This window comes from Photobacterium damselae (assembly GCF_003026815.1).
GTDB classification, from domain to species: Bacteria; Pseudomonadota; Gammaproteobacteria; order Enterobacterales; family Vibrionaceae; genus Photobacterium; species Photobacterium damselae.
Genome location: NZ_PYOG01000016.1, coordinates 1 through 20,458, shown reverse-complemented (window position 1 = coordinate 20,458; position 20,458 = coordinate 1). Strand labels below are relative to the sequence as shown.

Genomic DNA, 20,458 nt, shown 5'->3' with positions numbered 1-20,458 from the left:
AATTATGCGTTACTGGGCAATTGCATTATAAATACTGGTCACTAAGACTTGATGAATATGGGTAATTGCCTTTTCTTCTCCCATTAATGCATGGCGTTTTGCAATAAACTGGGGATCATTAAAGTAAATATACGTTTTTGATTCTTCTTCAGTGATCAGTATTTTTTGTGGCAGGTCAATGGCGATGGTTGGGTTATCACGCATCAATAACGATCCCATTTTGGGATTGCCAAATATGATTAATTCAGTCGGAGACATCACTAGACCTATTTTTAACGCCCCTTTAGCATGATCAATACGGTTAAAGATCACCATATCTTGTGCTAATAATTCTTGCTCAATTCGATCGGCAACTAAGTTAACCGCAAGTGAACTAGAAATTTTATACATACCGTTTGAGGTTAATGTAAACGCAGATTTTATAGACTCAAGTTGATGGCTCATAACAAATGCCTTTTTATGCTTTCATAACAGATAATGGCACCATAGCACTTGATTTATCTCTGTATCATCAAACTTAGATTCAGTTTCGTTTTACTTTCAACTAGCTTGAAAATAAATACATATCGATAAAAAACGCCAACTTCATCACTGACAGTTGACGTTCTTTTCACAATCCCAAGATTGAATCATGATTAGCTAAGTAGATGACTCAAGCCACTTGCTCGCAAGGTTTTCGTGCGAATACCCCGAGCCATCACCTCTTGTTGGCCATACAGATATAAACGCGCTTTTGCACGGGTCACTCCGGTATAGACCAATTCTCGCGTTAAAATAGGGCTGTAATCTTTCGGTAAAACCATCACAGTATCAGCAAACTCCGAGCCTTGTGACTTATGAATGGTCATAGCATAAACCGTTTCATGCTCAGGTAAACGACTAGGTAAAAAGCCTTTTACTTCGCCATCTGACATTTCAAAGTAGACTTTCATTCTTGGGGTTGAACCCGCTGCAATATCTGTATTTGGTTCAAGCATCGCAATACCAATATCACCGTTATATAAACCTAAACCGTGATCATTTTGGCTGATCATAATAGGTCGGCCAATGTACCAAGTTTCGTCACTTTGCTTAATCTTACCAATACGACCTAATTCATGCTCAATCCGTTGATTTAAGCCAACAACACCAAAGTCCCCTTCCCGTAATGCACACAGCAGGCGAACTTGAGCAAAGGCTTGTAAAACCTCTCGAGGTGATTGTGATTGCTCTATGGCATCGAGATAATTTCGATAAAACATCACAATTTGATTGATCATACTTTTGTAACTGTCAGTCGATAATGGATAAAAATTAATATCTTTAAATCCTTGCTGCCACACTGCTTGAACTTTATTTTCTCGACCACCATTGATCGCTTTTGCTAACTGGCCAATGCCCGATAAAGCATGGAAACGATAACTTTTTTGTAGCATACAGAGACAATCAGCAACCACATTCGTCTTGCTGGTATTGCTGGAAAGATCAAAGCCCGTTAACTGACTCAACACCTCAGCTTGTTGCTTGCTATAACTTAGAGCCGAGAAAGAGCAGATATCCCCCAGTACAGCACCCGCTTCAACAGACGCTAGCTGATCTTTATCGCCCAATAAAATTAATTTAGCGTGAGCTGGCATCGCTTCTAACAATCGAGCCATCATAGGTAAATCTACCATTGAGGCTTCATCTACTACCAGCACATCTAAGTGAAGCGGATTACCTTTATGATGACGAAAATCCACACGCCCAGGAATCGCCCCAAGTAAGCGATGAATCGTACTTGATTGGGTTGGAATATGCGCTTTTATCTCATCGGTCACAGGCAGTGATTTCACCGCATTGGTAATCGACTCGGTCAAACGAGCCGCCGCCTTACCCGTAGGAGCCACCAGCATAATATTAGGGATATGTTGCGGATTTTCCATCACCAAAGCCGCCAACAGCTTGGTTACCGTAGTCGTTTTACCTGTACCTGGGCCACCAGAAATAACCGCAAACTGTCGGGTTAATGCTACCGCAGCCGCTACTTTTTGCCAGTTTAAACAAAACGAAGATGGCACAAGCGTATCAAGAATCTGTAGATCCGAGATAGTTTGGGCTTGAGCTAAAACGGCATCAATCTGCTTCCAATCTAGCTGTGATATTTGATCGGCAACAATATCGAGCTTATCGATCACTTCCAATCGACGGGCTTCTTCACTGTCTACTCTTGTTGTTTCACCCAAGCGTAATGCTTGTAAACTGCTAAGTAGATAATGATAAACTCGAGGAAACAATTGATCTAAGTTCTGCTGCAGTTGATCAATATGATGTGATGATAACGCTTGAGCTGCAGTATCCACTCCTTTAGCCGTTGCCATGGCTAAGATGCGCCCAGCGACACTCTGTTCAAACTGCCAATAGCGATTAAGATACAAACGTCCGTCGCTTAATACTAATGGCGTTGGTTGACTACCATCAGATACGGCATGGGATTGAATCAGCACTTCTGGCCAACATTGAGGATGATGTAATGCCTCAGGTAACAATTGGACCACCTGCTGCGCCAACTCGCCATGCAAACCAAACATTCCCATACTTTGCTGATCTTCTGCCGTTAGCGGCAAACAGACATGACCTCGTCCCAACTCACTACTGAGCCAAGCTGAAGCAAGTGAGACTAATTGCACTACCTCTGGCGTATCAATACTGGTCACCGAACGAGCCACAAATTTAGCAAATTGAGAATCTATTGCTCGTAGCACACCCTGCTCAGTTAAACGATCCAACATATTAAGCATGGGATGACTCCTGTTTGTTCTCAATTAACTGCTCAAGCTCAGTAAGCAGTTCCAGACTTGGTTTGGCGTGAAAAATACCACTATCTTCATTGGCTTTCACTCCACGTAAAAAGAGATAATACACGCCACCAAAATGCTGCTCATAATCGTAATCCGACAAGCGATTTTTTAAGAATCGGTGTAACGCCAGTGCATAAATTTGATACTGAAAATCGTAACGGTGATCGCGCATCGCCTCTTTTAGCATCTCACCTCGATAAAGCTCTGGATCATCACCTAAGTAATTAGATTTCCAGTCTAAAACGTAATACTTTCCTTGGTATTCAAACACTAAATCGATAAAACCTTTTAGCATACCGCTAACAGTCGCAAATCCTAATTCGCCTGCTTTGGCTGATAATTCATCATGACGAGCCAGTGTTTTATTAACCAAACGAGATGAGAGCAACTCAATCGGCAACATAAACTCCATCTCGGCTAAACGACGGTTAGCACCAATTTGCCCCAATCGCAGCGCTTGTCCATCTAAAGGACACTGCATAACATCCACAATCAGTTGCTGCAAAATAGGTAACCATTCCGGCTCTAGATTTTCTAACCGTAATAGCTCCAACAAAATCTGTCGCGTCTCATCACTATCAGCAGATGTTGTAAATTCAATCTCTTCAAAAATGGTGTGTAAAAACGTACCCGGACGCGCCCCTTTCGGGAAGGTATAGATAGAGCGTTCAGGCACTAACACAGGTTCGTCATCGGCTTTATCTTGCGACGAATCAACGTCAAATCCCGGCGCTTCAAACGAGGCGTCATGGTGCTTGTTACCTTGTTTTACCAACCCAGAATAACTTGTAATCCACCAGTTACGTTCAATATCACGCTGAAAACGACTTGCAACTAACTCTTGAGGGATTTCTTCATCAGCTTGCCAAAGCTCTGAGCTACACTTAGGAGGTTCTGCAATGGTCATCACTTGGGCGTTAGTTTGCAGCAGATTCAGGGCCGCAGTAAGATCAGCAACACCACCTTCTTTACCATTTTGAACTAACCAGCCAATGGCACAATGGTGTAATCCGGTTGGCTCTTTACGACTCATGCCATTACGAACAGGAGCCATTCCAATATAACAACCATACACTGCTCGGGTTAGGGCTACATAAATCAAACGTAAATCTTCAGCCAAACGTTCTTGTTCAGCTAAAGCCATGCTCGCCTCCCCCCCTTTTACATCGAAAATTGCCTGCTGGGTTTCTTCATCATGATATAACGCACGATCAACGGCTCGATAACCACAAACAAAGGGTAAAAAGACTAAATCATATTCCAACCCTTTGGATTTATGGATAGTAACAATTTGAACTAAATTACGGTCTGACTCTAAGCGCAATTGCTCTTCATCCAGATTACCGTTAGGCGATTCAATGCGCTCAGCCAACCAACGAATCAAGCCATAGTCACTATCAAGCGTTTGACTGGCTTGTTGCAATAACTCACCAATATGCAAAATATCAGTCAGTGAACGTTCACCACCATTATGAGTGAGTAACCGCTCAGCTATTTGATGCTTTGCAATCACATGGCGTAACATCGGCAATACCCCACGGTTTTGCCATAAGGTACGATAATCACGGAAAGCCCCAACCCAGCGTTCCCATTCATCTTCTTCTTGGTTTAATCGATCAAGTTCAGTTGCGGTTAACGCAAAAAAGCTCGATGCTAAAGCCGCACGTAAGGTTCGCTCATTTTCCGGCAATAAAACCGCTTGCAGTAATCGCTCGATATCTGCCGCTTCAATCGATGAGAAAACACTATCACGATTAGAAAGATAGACACTGGCAATACCTTGTTGAGCTAACGCTTGGCGGATCATTGCGCCTTCACTACCCGTTCGTACCAATACCGCAATATCGCCAGCTTGAATTTTGTTTTGCTCACTGCCATTAACAAAATGGGCTTTATCTTGTTGCGCCAAAGTCAAAATACGCTGAATTTCGCTCGCGGTTGCTTCAGCCATTTGCTTGTTGTAATCCCCTTTACTGATAGGGGCAATTGGCGCTTCCTCTTGTGCGAGCCAAAATGTCAGAGCTTTTTGATCTACGCCATCGAGAATCCAACCTCGTTCTGTTGCCTTAGGGCTATGATTTACAGCAGCAAATGGAATATCGCTATCATAAATAAAGGGTCTATCTGGTGTTGCAAAAATGGTGTTCACCGCCGCGATCATATCGGCACTGGAACGCCAGTTCGTCGCTAGTGTGTAATGAGCACTAACCTGACGACGAGCTTGAATATAGGTGAAAATATCAGCACCACGAAACGCATAAATTGCCTGTTTCGGATCGCCAATCATAAACAGACCTGATGGTCCCCTTGCTGCATCACTGTCAGAACCCTCAGAGAAATTTTCATCTTCTACAAGAGAGCTATGACCATAAACCGTATTAAAAATATAGTATTGCAATGGATCCGTATCTTGGAATTCATCGATCATGGCAACTGGATATAACGTCCGAATTCGCTGTGCTAATTTGGAGGCTGAAGCGTTATCATTGGCTTGCAGAGCTGCGGCTAATTGGGTTAAGAGATCATCAAAAGAGAGCCATCCTTTGCGTAGTTTTGCTTCTGCTAACAGTTCGCGGCACGACGTAATTGCATCAGCTAAAACAGGGTCTTTAATATTCGGTGGATTTTGTAATAGCTCCCCAATAGCTCGAAATGCTTCATGCTCTGGCACTTCACCTTTGCTGGTTTTTTCACGCAATACCGTTTGATCAAATTTCTCTAACGATTTCGGTAATTGATAACCGTAAGTCGCACTTTGTGCCCATTCACCTACCTCTGTTAGTGCCTTTGGTAAACTGGTTTTGGTATAGCTACGTTTATTAACCCCAGAATTGGCAATCAGATCATGAAAATCCCCTTCGCCCTCACGCCACAATTTTTTAATGTGCTCAATTCGACGAATATTTTCTTGATGTACATTTTCTAAATTATCACTCAGCGTTGGAGCCACAATCTTAACCGGCGCTCCAGATAAAAATGGATTGATCTCTTTTAATAACGCCTGTGGAGTTTGCCAAAAGCTACGAATCTCTCCAGCTAAAGAGCGTGAAAGAGGATAGAACTGACGACGCCAATAATCAGCCGCTACCTGTGCTCGTAGTTGACTCTCTTCGGTAACAAACTCATTGGTAAATAAACTGCCCGACTCAAAGGCATTTTGTGTCAGCATTCGTTGACAGAAGCCGTGAATGGTATAGATCGCAGCCTCATCCATCTGACGTTCTGCTTGCAATAAGGTAGCAGCAGCCGCTTTATGATCAGCAATATCTTCTAATAAAGGAGCAATTACAGGGTCTGAACTGTTTCCGCGAGCAAACGCAATACGAGCATCATGAATACGACGACGAATACGGTCGCGCAGCTCAGCCGTTGCCGCTTCGGTGAAAGTTACCACCAAGATTTGATCGACCGTCAACGGATAAGGAAATCGACTCTGCTCATCACCGTGGCCCAACAGTAAGCGCAAATATAAGCTGGCAATGGTAAAGGTTTTTCCTGTACCTGCTGAGGCTTCAATTAAGCGACTACCATGCAGAGGAAAGCTCATTGGATGGAGTACTTGCGGCTCTATAGTGGTTAATAGATTGTCTGGCGTCATGACGTATGCTCTAAATTAGGAGATCAAATCGATGCTAAAAATTCGCAGCGAAAAATAAATCAGTTTTGTGATCAATAGCTTATAACGTTAAATTGATAGAATAAGCCAAGCAAGATGAGAGATCTTTCACGGTTTACAATCGTGCTATTGCGTACTATTCGCGGCACGAAATCAAGGTCACCTCTGGACCTGTGGCCGTACGGCGAACACCCTACATCAATAATGATTTGCCGGCGGCCACCCTACATTCAACTCCAATCTTACTTGCTTATCCCCTTGGTTATATGGCTGTTTTATTTAACTTCACTCAATTGTGAAATAGCAGGCTTTAACAGTTTCTCCGCCATTTCATACACTTCTTGAGCAAGTTCTTGTGACCATTCAGGCCATACACGGGCGATATAATGGTTGATACCTTCACCATCAAACATATAGACACCGTTAAACCCTTCTGCCATTTTATTAAATATTTTCTCAATGCTGGCTTCGTCAGTTAACCAATTTCCTTGCTTATCCCGGCCCGCTTCAAGTCCAGCTAATATTGTGCGAGGGAAATACGGCAACGGTTGTACAAGTCCTTGGAAATAGTGCTCTAACAAAGCTTCAAGTTGCGGAATTGCGACTTCACGAGAGAGTGGATTAAAAACCAGATGCTGATCGACACCGATCAAATGCGTTGGCTTTTCGATCCCAGCACAAGCTAAACAAAGGTGCTCGATCCAACCACTTAAAATATCGTTGCTGCGGATCTTACCAGGGCGATAGCGAATTAATCCTTGTTGATAATATTGCTTTAACCATCCTTGAAGTTGCACTTGTCGCTCTGCTATTGATACCAATAGATTCACTTCTACATCAGGTTGCTCATGATCCATCAACTGAACCACTTTCTCTGCTAATTGCTCTATTTGCGCTCGCTCTTCCAATAAGGTTAATTGGCCAAACTCCGCTAACGGTAAGCCACCAGCGGCATTTTGATAAGCAGTAAAGCGTTCAAACAATTGGTCTTTAGTCAGTTGCCCTTGAGAAACTTGGGTCATTACTTGATGATTTAAAAATTCACTTAATAAAGCTTCTCGTAACTGATAACGTCCTAACCCATCTAAAGAGAACGGCTCATCATCAGCTAATGCACCTTGGCTTGGGTCAAAGAAGACTTTTAACCGGCGATTAAAGAAATATTGCACTGGTAAGCGCCAAAAACGCACTAACTCTGATAGCTCAAGTAGTTGAGGAATATGCGGTGTCACCAATTCGGGTTCCAGTGGTTGCTGATAAAAGTGAGAGGTTATTATCTGCTCACGATTTGCAGCGGGTAACCACTCAGCAGCAAAGCTTGGTTGCTCCCCTAAAAAGGCTTGAGGGCTAAACGGTGTAAGTGGATGCGTATAAATACGTGATTTAACTAAGCGCTCCGCGGAATCATCAGCAGTTAAGGCTTCATCACCTTCTAAACAGTAACCTTGACCGCAATATTCAAGTAACTCACTCACCAAAACTGATGGCATTTTTTCACTGTTATCTTGAATTGAACGGCCCACATAGCTGATATAAAGCTTCTGCTGCGCCGATTGAATCGCTTCTAAAAATAGGTAACGGTCATCATCACGACGAGAACGATCCCCAGCTCTATGATCATGACTCATTAAATCAAAACCTTCAGGCGCAATAGAGCGTGGGTAAACACCATCATTCATCCCAAGTAGACACACCACTTTAAAAGGGATTGAACGCATTGGCATCAAGGTACAGAAATTCACTTGTCCGGCAAGAAAACGTTGACTGACTCGCTCACCAGATAACTTACCCATTAAATAATCGCGCATTACAACGGGGGTGATCTTTTCACCAAATCCCGCATCATCAAGCTGTTGTTCAAGTTGCTGCAATTTATCACGGATAAGATGAAGTACTCGCTCACCTTCTAACTCAACGCTAAAGAAATCATCCAACAACTGATTAAGTATTAAGGTCCACTCGGTAACACCTTGCTCTTGAGCTAACTGCATCCGGTAATGCATTAACTTTTCAATAAACAAGCCTAATTGTCCTGCAAGAACCGCATCCATTCCTTGTACTTCATCATAGGCCAGTGTACCTTGATAAAGCCCTAATTCTTGCGGCATTGCATAACCCAATAGCATGCGTTGCAAACCAAAAAGCCACGTATTTTGCTGTTGTTTCGGTAAAGAGAACTCACAAGCGGTACTGTCGTCCAATCCCCAACGAATTCCGACCTCTTCAATCCATTGTTTAATCTGCTCAAAGCTATCGGCATTAAAACCAAAACGAGCCATTACAGCAGGAACTTCAAGTAGTTCTAACAATTCAGAAGCTTGGCAACGACTTTCAGGCAAGGCAATAAGTTTTAAAAACGCCAGTAGTATCGGGTTTTCTTGGTCAGCACTGCGGTCAGAAATAGAAAATGGAATATAGCGATCGCCTGGGGCATTACCAAATACGGCCTGAATATACGGACTGTAGTTATTGATATCTGCCACCATCACCACGATATCACGAGGCGTCAAACTTGGGTCTTGCTCCAACATAGCCAAAATATTATCGTGTAATACTTCAACTTCACGCATTGCAGAATGACAAGCGTGAATGGTCAAAGAGTGATCTTGGCTATTGATTGCAAGTTTATGGTGACTGTTTTCAGTTAGATGATCTTGAATACGATCTTCAAGATTTAAAATATCAGCCTGAATAGCATGGAGCAGAGAGTCATGCTCAATATCAACAAAGGCTTCAACGTCAAACGCTTCCAGTTCTGACATAAGATATAAGTTATCTCGTCCCAATTTACCCAACGAGGCCAGCAAAGTATTGCCAACCGATGCTTCTTGGGTTTCATCAAAGACATTGTCATCCACCGAGCCTTTTAATGTGCTAACTTGAGCACCTAACTCACTGCGTTCCCCTTGAACCTGTAATTGCTGACGGTGTTTGGCCGCCAAGCGTGCGATATATTTACGATCGCGAACATCGCCCCAGTAATGACGACAAGGGTTGGTAAACATCAGATGAACATCAATGTGTTTGCCAAGTGCTGCTAATGCGTCCAAATAACGTGGCGGTAATGCAGAAATACCAAAGACAAAAAGACGCTTTGGTAAGCCTTGCGGTAATGCTGTACCCGTTTGACTGTAATTCTCTAAAGTCTCAATAAAATGTTGGTACAAGTTTGCACGGTGATATGGCGATTGCCCCAAGCTTAGGGTGTGATCGTACAGAGCTTGCCACAATAAGGGTTGCCACGGATGATCTGCACAAATCTCAGGGTCTATCTCGCCCCCTTCCCAAGCTTGAATCCATTCTGGGCGATATACCAAATATTGGTCAAAAATATCGGCTATCTTTTCAGCCAATTGATAACGTTTTTGTCCTTGCGCATCTTGCTCTAAGTAACGTTGTAATGGCTCAAATTCTGGTCGTTCAAGCTGATCAGGCAGAATTTGCATTAACTTCCAAGTCATGGACTCTTTGTTAAAAGCACTGCGTTTAGGTACATCACTCAAGACTTGGGTAAACATATCCCAAATAAAGGTCGCAGGTAGTGGAAAAGTAATATTGGCAGCAATCCCCATAGACTGGGCCAGCTCCAATTTTAACCACTGAGACATACCTGGGCTTTGCACTAAAATTTGCTCTGGTGTGAAAGGATTATCGAGCGGATCGAGGCGAATAAGCTCAACGAGGAGGGATTTTAGCAAATCTAGCTGGTTAGAGTGATAAATGGTAAACACACAGAATTCTCAATCGCTTGAAGACAATAAATAAATTGTCTACCAAGCCATCGAGAGTGTAAACCTATCTTATGTATATCGGTTCAAAATTTAGAACGAAAAAAGGCCCAAGTTACCTTGGGCCAACACACTAAATCTTTACAACATTCTAATTGGTATTACCCGGTACACAGTGTGCAACCCAATCAGATGCTATCGCCATTAAAGATTCTGTGGGCTGTTTGGACAGCGAGTAAATAAACGTGATAATGGGCGGTAGAACATTTTGTAACGAAGAGCCACATAACCTACCACAACAGTTGCCACGTAAAGTTCAAGTGTTGCAAGAGTATGAACCTGATTTACATATTGTTCTGCAAAGCCGTAATGAGTCATCCAAGCCGCTGTTTTAAATAGTGCAGTAGAACCAATAACCATAGGGAAGGTAAAGGCTGCATAACCTGGGCTAAACTCTAAACGCATTAAGCGGAAGAACGCTAAGTAAATAATAAATGTCATCAGAACTGCAATACCACCAAGTAGGGCAATAATTACAGGTGATGGAGTTTGACATACAGTTAAGTAACCAGCCAAAGAGAGACTTGCAGGCGCTGCTAAGATTGCAATAGTTGGTTTTGCAGCATCAGGTACTTCATGACTGAAAATAAGACGGTAAATCATAATTGGTAACATGATTGCGTAAGCGACCATACCAAAGATTAATAGACCTTCCGCTAATGGACGTAATGCGCCACCAGGGAAAGCAACATCCGCTACAATAATACCGACTGGTGGTACAAACCAACTCGGAACCATGTGATGTAATTCAAATTCAATAACACGGTGGTAGGTAAATAAAGTTAGGAATACAAGATGTAAAATTACCGCAAAGAGCCAAATCGCTTGAGCTAGTACCGGAAAGTACATACCCACAGCCTTTGACACCACCATTAATGCCATTGCAAAAGTAGGAACAACACTACCTACAACATGATGACGTAAATCACCCAACAATAGATTAGGATGAAGAACGAACTTAACAACGAGAATGGCTAATAATACCGCCGCAATCGATGCACCAATAATCTGTCCAGCGCCGTGTAATGAGGCACCATTTTCCCAACACCAACCAAGGCTACCAATCCCTAGTGCCAAACCAGCCATTGGCGTTGGCGCTCCTGCAACTTTTCTTTTAGTAGCTTGAATCATTCTTTTCTCTCCACTTCTATTCCTAGAAGGTATTCTTAATTTGCGATAGCTGTTATTTCTTGGAATAGGTGTAGTGTATTAGGTTTGTATGATTTATCATAATTGAATATATTTAAATATAGATTCAATTAATGTGAACATTTGACTATGAGAATGAATATAGCCCTTAAGCAACTGAATGTCTTTGTGACCGTTGCCCAAGAAAGAACCATTACAGCCGCAGCTGAAAAACTATTTTTATCTAAACCCGCCGTCAGCATGGCATTATCAGAATTGGAGAAACAGCTCGATCATAAATTGTTTGATCGTAATAACAACCGATTGATTATTAATGAACAAGGAAAGCGCTTACTGCCTCTTGCAGATGAGCTACTTGCCCGATCTCATGCCATTGAGCAGCTATTTGATCAAGATAGCATCGTTACAGGAAAAATTCGTATTGGCTCCAGTGACACCGTTGGTAATCAGGTAACGCCTTTTCTTCTTCGCGATTTTCGCCAGCATACCGACCACAAAGAACAATCCTTATTTATTTCCAATACCGCGCAAATCTGTCAAAAATTATGTGAATTTGAACTGGATGTAGGTTTGGTCGAAGGTAATGTACAAGATCCAGAGCTAGAAGTTATCCCGTGGCTAGAAGATGAAATGGTGATTGCTTGCCATCCAAATCACCCTCTAGCGCAGCAAGATCATGTGACATTAGCGGATCTAGAAAATTATGACTGGGTATTACGTGAAACCGGATCTGGTACCCGTGAATTTTTCTTAAACCGAGTGGCACCAAGGCTGAATAAATGGCGTCCAGCTTTTGAGCTCAATACAACGGAAGCGATCATCAATTGCATTGCCGCTGATTTAGGCATTACCTGCATTTCAAAGCGTGCGGTTAAATACGCCGAGATGGATTATCGGGTTCATACGCTTTCACTTCCATTGGATATGCATCGCCAATATTGGCTACTGTTCCATAAAGAAAAATATCAAAGCCCACTGCTTACATTATTTATCGATTTTTGTAAGCAGTGGCAACAGCCTTAGAATACATGATTATCGCCGCAACTAAACGAAATAATCTGGCTTACTTGACACATTGGTCGGCCAGATTCTTGTTGCCAATCATTAAATGCTGTTTGAGTCGCTTTTAATGATTTTAGTGACGATTTCCCACCCTCAATCACCCCTATATTACGTAAATAAGCTTCAACATCTTGGCTAATAATAAAGGTATCTTTTCCCATGGTTCGTAGCGCATAAGGCCCTGTGTTTCCACCGAGTCGAGACCCTTTTTTCTTAAGATATTGCCACAACCCAATAATATCTTCACAAGGCCAATCAGCAACCATCTGAGCAAAAGAACCATATTCAACTGCAGCTCGATGAATCATGTCAGCATTAGCAGGAATGGTCATCACCTTACCCAAATGACGAATAATCGCCGGATCCGTGGCTTTTCTTTCCCACATTTCATCCGGTACTAACAACATCTTTTCAATGTTAAAACCAAAGAAAACATCTTCAAAATTAGGCCATTTATTGCGAACAACTTGCCAGGTCATCCCCGATTGAAAAATACGTAATGTAAATGTCGCTAACCAGCGGTCATCCGTTATAAGAGCCAACTCTTGCTGACTTTTAGGAACGACTAATAATTTTTCAAGGGCTTGTATCCCCCCTTTTCGCTCTGCTGCACGATCGTATATTTGATTAAATTTTTCTCTTACCATCACAGAAACTCGCTTATCACTGGACGAACCGTTTAGGGTACTGTATAAACAACCAGTTTATCACTTTGGGAGAGGATGACCATGGCAGTTATCGTCAAATATGTTGTTGAGCGAAACGGAGAAGAGAAAATGACTTTCACCTCTAAGTCAGAAGCCGACGCATACGACAAAATGCTTGATATGGCAGATGAGATGTTTGAGCTATTAAGCACAAGCGACCTGTTTGCCGAAGATGAAGCAAAACAAGAAGAGCTATCATTGTTCTTAGCACAAAAACGCGAAGAAGTACTTGTTGCTCTTGGTGCTAAAAAAGCTAAACCAGCAGCCAAGAAAAAGGCAACAAAGCCAGAACTTGTTGCTGATGAACAAGAAGAAGCAGCTTAATTCTGTTTTGCGAAGCCTCCTACTATGGAGGTTTCTTTTTAGCTCACCTTTTTACCTCAACCATCCTCACTTCTTTTATCTTGCAACAATCTAAGCGACTCAGCCCTTTTATCCCAGTTTAACATGCTGCTATTGGTAAGTTTTGCGTCAATATTTCATGATTTTAAACGGATTCTGATATCTAACCTTGCTATCTGTTTCGAACTGCTTTTATGATGGGAGCATCTTACTCATTGAAAAAACCAATGGGTTAATCGATTTTTATCAGCTGACCCTAATTCACATTTATGGTTTTATGTTAGCTGTATTTATTTTGACACGGAGAACCAAGAATCATGGCTCGCTTTTCTCTTGCCCTAGGCACTGCAACTAAAAACCGCGATGGAAAAATCATTGAAGCTTACTTCCCAACGCCAATCCTAAATCCATCGGATGCATTGGTAGATGAGATTGCAGCCGTTGTTACTTACAAAGAAGGTAATCAAGCTGTTGAAGTAACCTCTGAGCAATGTGTCGCGCTTGCCTCTATTTTTGCTGCTCATGATCAAGCAGAAAGTGCACTATTTGCATCTAAAGCAGTAAATTCAGCTCAACCGCTTGTTTTAGTGATTCTTGCTAATGATGAAACACCGGTTTCTGTGGCTGAAGCATTTTTAAAACTGCAACTTATCTCTCACCGTTTAGTAAAACCTCATGGTCTAGTATTAGATGGTATTTTTGGTCTACTTCATAATATTGCATGGACCAACAAAGGTGCGATCGATCTACCTGAGCTTGCTGAGCGTCAAATGGAAGCTCGTTTAAATGGCGAAACCATTATTGTTGATTGTGTAGATAAATTCCCGAAAATGGTTGATTACGTTGTCCCAACAGGCGTTCGTATTGCTGATACATCACGAGTACGTCTTGGTGCCCATGTTGGTGAAGGCACAACCGTTATGCACGAAGGCTTTATTAACTTCAATGCAGGTACAACTGGCGTAAGCATGGTAGAAGGTCGTATTTCTGCTGGTGTGGTTGTTGGCAATGGTTCAGATATCGGTGGTGGTGCATCTATTATGGGTACCCTATCTGGCGGTGGTAAAGTGGTTGTCTCTATTGGTGAGAACAGCTTACTAGGTGCTAACGCAGGCCTTGGTTTCCCAATGGGCGATCGTTGTACTATCGAATCAGGCCTATACGTAACAGCAGGCTCAAAAGTTCAGATGCTCGATGCTTCTGGTAAGCCGGTAGAAGTCGTTAAGGCTCGCGATCTAGCGGGTAAACCAGATCTTCTATTCCGTCGTAATTCAATGACAGGCCAAATCGAATGTTTAACGAACAAAACTGCGATTGAGCTAAACAGCGAACTGCATAAGAACAACTAATCACTTACTCTCATCGTGATTAAACAGTAACTTTGCATAAATGCCGCATAATATTTGCGGCATTTTTATATTCATTCGCTATATTTGCGCACATAGATGCTTCCATTTAGCCCTCTACTTTTAATGCATATTTTTTGCATAAGCCATTAATTTATGCAATTCCAATAAAAGCTTAAATCTACTAGCAAATTTAGTTCCAACTCTTCACAAAATACCTTATTAGCAATTCTGTGATCCCTATCTCATACCACGTAAATATTCTATTTGTCACAACAAAACAATTCACAAGCTAAATAAATCAACAGCAAAACATAAGAAAAACAACACAAGATCATGCCAAATGCTAATAAGATCAAATATGGAATATTACATAACCATATTGAGCATACCTTATACGAAATCATGGTGCTACTTTTTGCTCACTGTTCAATTTAACTAAAAATTCATTCGGTTAAATAACATAACATTCGAAAAAAGGGAAAGTTGACTTCAAGCAGTACTGTGGAGCCGCTTTGTTTAGCGCACTATGTATAAGGGTTTTAAATTATGGCAAATTTAAACTCAGCGAATAAAAAAGGGATCAGTATTTTTGCCCTTGCGATGTTGAATATTGTCGCAGTGGTAAGTTTACGTGGATTACCTGCCGAAGCTGAATATGGTTTAAGTTCGATCTTCTACTATATTTTTGCAGCAGTAGTATTCCTCGTTCCGGTCTCTCTTGTTGCCGCTGAATTAGCAACTGGTTGGTCAGAAAAAGGCGGTGTTTTCCGCTGGGTTGGTGAGGCGTTCGGTCCCCGTTTTGCTCTTATCGCTATGTTTATGTTATGGATTGAAGTTACAGTTTGGTTTCCAACCGCTCTAACATTCGGTTCTGTTTCTCTTGCTTTTGTTGGTCCAGATCAAACTTGGGACCAAGCCCTATCTCAGAATAAATTCTTTGTCTTAGGTATTGTGTTAGCCATCTATTGGATAGCAACTTTTATTGCTCTTCATGGTACAGAAGCTTTCTCAAAAGTGGCTAAATGGGGCGGTATGATTGGTACAGTAATTCCAGGTATCATTCTGATTGTTCTTGGCTTTTCTTATGTTTTTGCCGGAAATACACCACAGATTGATTTAAGCTGGGATAAAGTGATTCCAGACTTTACCAATTTCAATAATGTGGTTCTCGCTGCCAGTATCTTCTTGTTCTATGCGGGTATGGAAATGAACGCCATCCACGTAAAAGAAGTTGATGACGCGCCTCGAAACTACCCTATCGCTATCGCGATCGCAGCCATTGGTACCGTTTGTGTTTTCGTATTAGGTACATTAGCCATCGCTTTTGTTATCCCACAAAAAGACATCAACTTAACTCAAAGCCTATTGGTTGCATATGATGATATGTTTGCCTGGGCGGGTATCAGCTGGGCCGCACCGATTATGGCGGCATGTTTGGCTCTTGGTGTTCTAGCGGGTGTTGTTGGCTGGGTAGCCGGTCCTTCATCTGGTCTACTTGTGGTCGCAAAAGGTGGTTATCTTCCACGTTTTTGGCAATACACTAACAAACACGGCATGGCAACTCACATCATGCTTGCTCAAGCTCTATTGGTTACCTTGATTTCAACCGTATTTGTTGTATTACCATCAGTACAAGCGGCTTACCAAATCCTTAGTCAGTTAACCGTTGTTTTATACCTCATCATGTATCTATTGATGTTTGCAGCGGCAATTCACCTTCGTTATAGCCAACCAAACCGTCCACGTCCATACCGTATCCCAGGTAAAGAAAACTCAGGTATGTGGTTAATTGGTGGTCTTGGCTTTATTGGTTCATTAACCGCGTTCCTATTCTCATTTATCCCACCAAGCCAAATCTCCGTTGGTAGCCCTGCAGAATATGTTGGCTTCTTAGTGGTACTAACTGTTGTCTTTGTTTCTGTTCCACTATTTATTTACAAAGCTCGTAAACCACACTGGAAAGATCCAGCCGTTACCGACTTTGCACCATTTACGTGGGAGATTGAAGACATACACCCAGGGGTAATTAACCCTTCTGATAAAGCAACTCATACACTACATAACGCAAAATAAGGAGTGGAGTATGTCCAGTTGTCAGCATGATATTAGAACGGTAATGGAACAAGCGTTTGAACATTATAAGGATAATCATGAAGGTAAAAATGCCTCTTATATTCCTTATTTAGATTCCGTACCCAGTAATCTTGGTGGTATTGCGTTTGTTTCTGTAACCGGTGAAATCATTGATCTTTACGATGCTCATTACCCATTTGCCATAGAGTCAATCTCAAAAATTATGACAATGGGTCTAGCATTAGAACAAGTTGGCGCCCATTCAGTTCAAAGTAAAATTGGGGCTGATCCAACAGGATTACCTTTTAATTCAGTTTTAGCTTTAGAGCTGCATAAAGGAAAACCACTGACTCCATTGGTCAATGCTGGTGCTATTGCAGCAGCAAGCCTTATCGAAGCATCAGATAAAGAAGATAGATGGCAACAAATTATTGAGTTTCAAAGCCGATTAGCTGCGACTCAAATCCAACTCTCTGAAGAAGTGAATCATTCAGAGCAAACAACAAATTTACATAATAGGGCAATAGCCTTACTGCTGGCTTCATCAAATCGGATCTATTCCGACCCATTAGAAGCTTGTGAGGTCTATACCCGTCAATGTTCAACTCTATTTGATTGCGTCAGTTTAGCAACAGTAGGTGCAACATTGGCAAATGGTGGTGTAAACCCTATCAGTCAAGAACAAGTTTTACATCAAACTAACGTTCCTCATATTCTCGCCGAAATGGTTATGGAAGGTCTTTATGATACTTCTGGAGATTGGGCATATAGCGTTGGTTTACCAAGTAAAAGTGGTGTTGGCGGTGGATTACTTAGCGTGATTCCAAATGTTGGTGCAATCGCCGCATTTTCACCTCGATTAGATAAATATGGCAATAGTGTTCGAGGCCAATTGATGATTAAGCATGTAGCTAAAACCATGGGCTGGAATCTATTTAACTGTACTCAACACTTCGCAACAACCAAATAGGACACATAATTATGGCTATTCATGAAGTTAACCGTGAACAAGGCGCAGACCCTATTTTTGGATCCGATGCACTTTCTCATATTGCCTCTAGCAAAAAAATGCCTCAGCAAGAGCAATCACCACAAGCTATCTATCAAATGATTCGAGACGAACTCTATCTTGATGGTAATGCTCGTCAAAACCTAGCAACCTTCTGCCAAACTTGGGAAGAAGATGAAGTACATAAATTGATGGATCTTTCTATCGATAAGAACATGATCGACAAAGATGAATACCCTCAATCTGCTGAAATTGAAAACCGCTGTGTTCATATTCTAGCGGATTTATGGAATTCACCTGATTCAGTTACGACCATTGGTACTTCAACAACCGGTTCAAGTGAAGCGTGTATGTTAGGTGGTTTGGCTGCTCTTTGGCGTTGGCGTGCAAAACGTCAGGCTGAAGGACAACCAACTGATAAGCCAAATATGGTATGTGGTCCAGTACAAGTTTGTTGGGAAAAATTTGCCCGTTACTGGGATATTGAAATGCGTCAAACCAAAATGGATGATGGTCACTATATGATGACACCTGAAGACATGTTGGAGCTTGTTGATGCCAATACTATTATGGTTGTCCCAACCTTCGGTCAAACCTTTACGGGTCTATATGAAACCGTAAAACCATTGTCTGATGCACTTGATACTTACGAGCATGATACTGGTAACTCTATTGATATTCACGTTGATGGTGCCAGTGGTGGTATGCTAGCACCATTCTGCGCTACTGATATTGAGCCATGGGATTTCCGTCTAGAGCGTGTGAAATCTATCAGTACCTCAGGCCATAAGTTCGGTTTAGCTCCTGTCGGTTGTGGTTGGGTTGTTTGGCGTAGTAAAGAGGATCTTCCTGAAGGTTTGATTTTCCACGTGAACTATTTAGGCGGAGACATGCCAACTTTCGCATTGAACTTCTCTCGCCCTGCCGGACAAATCATTGCTCAATACTATGATTTTCTTCGTCTAGGCTACGAAGGTTACCAACGTATCCACAATTCAAGCTATGACGTATGTCGCTACCTAGTACAAGAGCTCAATAAATTCGATCTCTTTGAGTTTATTTTTGATGGTAACCCTAAAAAAGGTATTCCTGCTATCTCGTGGCGATTAAAAGATCATGCGAATGTTTCATTTAGCCTATACGATCTTGCAGATCGACTACGTACCCGTGGTTGGTTAGTGCCTGCTTATAGCTTACCTGCCAACGCACAAAATATTGTGGTGCAACGTATTTTGGTTAAACAAGGATTCTCACAAGACCTTGCAAATCTACTCATTAAAGACTTCACTCGCAGCATCGAGTTTCTACAAACTCACGGTACAACTAAATGCAGTGAAGCCGATGTAAAATCATTTGATCATAGTGGTCGCTAAGACTTCCTACTGCTCTTTAAAAAAACCTAACTTATTTATTAAATTAGGGTAATTGAAAGGCCAATTGTCTCTACAGTTGGCCTTTAGCATTATAAAAACAACATATTGTTTATCACTAAATTGTGAGGTGGTATCTCATAAAACGTAGATAGAGCAGGTTTAGTTCTATTTCTGTCTTGAAATTTTCCATGAGATCTCAACTATGTTTGTCCATATCATAGAACTTATCTGTATTTGCGCTTTTGCACTGAGTGCTGTGATCAGTGAAGCCAATCGGGGAAAAGATATCATCAGTGTTTTAGTGCTGGGATGGGTAACGGCATTAGGTGGCGGTACAGTTCGCGATGTTATCTTATCGACTGACCAAGTTTTCTGGATCAAAGATCCTTCGTATTTTTGGGCCGCTTTAATTAGCTCTTTAATTGGCTTTTTTATTGCAGGATCCTTACGGAAATTAAAAGCTGAGCGTCTTATCATCGTCTTGGATGCGATTGGTATTTCGATGTTTTCAGTACTTGTAACAAAAAACATGATTCATCAAGATTATGCCGCTTATGTCGCAATAACTATGGGTATGGTAACAGCCGTATTTGGTGGTGTTGTCAGAGACATTATTGTTAACCGCCCCACCATGTTTAATAACACTGAGTTTTATGCCACTCCTGTTATCTTAGGCTGCACCTTATTTGTGGTGTTCTCTCATTTGGGGATGAATGCTGATATCAATACCATTATCTGTATTGCCCTCATTATTTTCTTACGTATGTATATTGTGGTTAAGAAAAAAACGTTTCCAAGTTATCTACTATTGAAATAAAACTGAACTACCGCTCAACTTTCATCTATCTTTTATTTATAAAGCATGTAACGAAAAAAAGCCTGACTCTTTCGAATCAGGCTTTCTCTAAATAAGTGGCGGAGCGGACGGGACTGCTATACCGAAAATCAGCGCGCCCCCCCGGCGTGACAGGCCGGTATTCTAACCAACTGAACTACCGCTCCACTCAAACTACCGTATGTTCAGTACGATAGTTTAAATTTGGCGCTTGGCGATGTCCTACTCTCACATGGGGAGACCCCACACTACCATCGGCGCTGCTGCGTTTCACTTCTGAGTTCGGCATGGATTCAGGTGGGACCACAGCGCTAAGGTCGCCAAGCAAATTCTTTT

Annotated in this window: 13 protein-coding genes, 1 tRNA gene and 1 rRNA gene; 7 read left to right on the top strand and 8 right to left on the bottom strand. The window is 41.9% G+C overall.

Features of this window, described 5'->3' with window-relative positions; all coding sequences use genetic code 11:
* Positions 1-9 precede the first annotated feature (9 nt).
* The 5 genes from CTN07_RS14025 to CTN07_RS14005 all read right to left on the bottom strand — a co-directional run bounded on the left by CTN07_RS14025 (position 10) and on the right by CTN07_RS14005 (position 11,354).
* The gene (locus CTN07_RS14025; protein ID WP_036763285.1) at positions 10-444 is read right to left on the bottom strand and encodes a DUF302 domain-containing protein; all 435 of its coding nucleotides are present in this window, start codon (positions 442-444) and stop codon (positions 10-12) included.
* 191 nt (positions 445-635) lie between these two features.
* A complete protein-coding gene (gene recD / locus CTN07_RS14020; RefSeq protein ID WP_005297876.1) occupies positions 636-2,759 on the bottom strand; it encodes an exodeoxyribonuclease V subunit alpha in 2,124 nt (707 codons plus the stop codon).
* Positions 2,752-6,417: an exodeoxyribonuclease V subunit beta gene (gene recB, locus CTN07_RS14015; protein ID WP_005297874.1), complete on the bottom strand. Its 3,666-nt coding sequence runs from the start codon at positions 6,415-6,417 to the stop codon at positions 2,752-2,754. Before recB ends, recD begins: the two co-directional genes overlap by 8 nt.
* A 293-nt stretch (positions 6,418-6,710) precedes the next feature.
* Positions 6,711-10,166, bottom strand: a complete 3,456-nt coding sequence (gene recC / locus CTN07_RS14010; RefSeq protein WP_005297872.1) for an exodeoxyribonuclease V subunit gamma — start codon at positions 10,164-10,166, stop codon at positions 6,711-6,713.
* A gap of 201 nt (positions 10,167-10,367) precedes the next feature.
* A complete protein-coding gene (locus CTN07_RS14005; protein ID WP_005297871.1) occupies positions 10,368-11,354 on the bottom strand; it encodes a TDT family transporter in 987 nt (328 codons plus the stop codon).
* A gap of 153 nt (positions 11,355-11,507) precedes the next feature.
* On the opposite strand from CTN07_RS14005, the gene CTN07_RS14000 reads away from it, so the two are divergent.
* Positions 11,508-12,395 (top strand): LysR substrate-binding domain-containing protein, encoded by an 888-nt coding sequence (locus CTN07_RS14000; protein WP_036763283.1) that lies wholly within the window; start codon positions 11,508-11,510, stop codon positions 12,393-12,395.
* Here CTN07_RS14000 and CTN07_RS13995 read toward each other — a convergent pair.
* Entirely contained in the window at positions 12,392-13,081 is a 690-nt protein-coding gene (locus CTN07_RS13995; RefSeq protein WP_005297869.1) for a DNA-3-methyladenine glycosylase I, read from the bottom strand. The two genes, CTN07_RS14000 and CTN07_RS13995, sit on opposite strands and share 4 nt — an antisense overlap.
* 81 nt (positions 13,082-13,162) lie before the next feature.
* Between CTN07_RS13995 and CTN07_RS13990 the strand changes: the two genes are divergently transcribed.
* The 6 genes from CTN07_RS13990 to CTN07_RS13965 all read left to right on the top strand — a co-directional run bounded on the left by CTN07_RS13990 (position 13,163) and on the right by CTN07_RS13965 (position 20,104).
* Positions 13,163-13,465: a YebG family protein gene (locus CTN07_RS13990; protein WP_005297868.1), complete on the top strand. Its 303-nt coding sequence runs from the start codon at positions 13,163-13,165 to the stop codon at positions 13,463-13,465.
* Between the two features lie 335 nt (positions 13,466-13,800).
* Positions 13,801-14,832 carry a 2,3,4,5-tetrahydropyridine-2,6-dicarboxylate N-succinyltransferase gene (gene dapD / locus CTN07_RS13985; protein ID WP_005297867.1) on the top strand — a complete coding sequence of 344 codons (1,032 nt, stop codon included), beginning with the start codon at positions 13,801-13,803 and terminating at the stop codon, positions 14,830-14,832.
* A gap of 546 nt (positions 14,833-15,378) precedes the next feature.
* Positions 15,379-16,905, top strand: coding sequence for a glutamine/gamma-aminobutyrate antiporter GadC (gene gadC, locus CTN07_RS13980; protein ID WP_005297866.1), 1,527 nt, complete (start codon positions 15,379-15,381; stop codon positions 16,903-16,905).
* A gap of 10 nt (positions 16,906-16,915) precedes the next feature.
* Complete coding sequence (gene glsA / locus CTN07_RS13975) at positions 16,916-17,875, top strand: glutaminase A (protein ID WP_005297865.1); 960 nt, start codon at positions 16,916-16,918, stop codon at positions 17,873-17,875.
* An 11-nt stretch (positions 17,876-17,886) separates the two neighbouring features.
* Entirely contained in the window at positions 17,887-19,287 is a 1,401-nt protein-coding gene (gene gad, locus CTN07_RS13970) for a glutamate decarboxylase (RefSeq protein ID WP_005297864.1), read from the top strand.
* A 202-nt stretch (positions 19,288-19,489) separates the two neighbouring features.
* Positions 19,490-20,104, top strand: coding sequence for a trimeric intracellular cation channel family protein (locus CTN07_RS13965; protein WP_005297863.1), 615 nt, complete (start codon positions 19,490-19,492; stop codon positions 20,102-20,104).
* Positions 20,105-20,200: 96 nt separating this feature from the next.
* Here the strand turns inward: CTN07_RS13965 and CTN07_RS13960 are convergent.
* Both CTN07_RS13960 and rrf read right to left on the bottom strand, forming a co-directional pair.
* Positions 20,201-20,289: transfer RNA gene (locus tag CTN07_RS13960), tRNA-Asp, on the bottom strand.
* Positions 20,290-20,331: 42 nt separating this feature from the next.
* Positions 20,332-20,447, bottom strand: a 5S ribosomal RNA gene (gene rrf, locus CTN07_RS13955).
* Between the last annotated feature and the right edge of the window lie 11 nt (positions 20,448-20,458).